A 255-nucleotide genomic window follows, 5' to 3' on the forward strand; every position below is an offset into this window, starting at 1 on the left:
CATTGATCCGGTCAACGATGCACCAGTCGGCAGCGGCACCACGATTACCACGCCTGAAGACACGGTCAAGACTGGCAATCTGCCACCCGCGAGTGATGTGGATGGCGACACCGTCACCTACACCAAGACCAGCGATCCGTCGCACGGCACGGTCACCGTTAATTCGGACGGCAGCTACAGCTATGCGCCAACGGCCGACTACAACGGCAACGACAGCTTCAGCTACACCATCAGCGATGGCAAGGGCGGCAGCAA

The 255-nt window shown here is 60.0% G+C and carries 1 protein-coding gene; it reads left to right on the plus strand.

Translation table 11 applies throughout. The features are described from left to right. Positions 1-255: Ig-like domain-containing protein (locus tag GCM43_RS25660; protein WP_193315757.1), on the plus strand; the 255-nt coding region annotated here is incomplete at both ends.

This window comes from Janthinobacterium aquaticum, assembly GCF_009208565.1.
Lineage (GTDB): Bacteria > Pseudomonadota > Gammaproteobacteria > Burkholderiales > Burkholderiaceae_D > Janthinobacterium.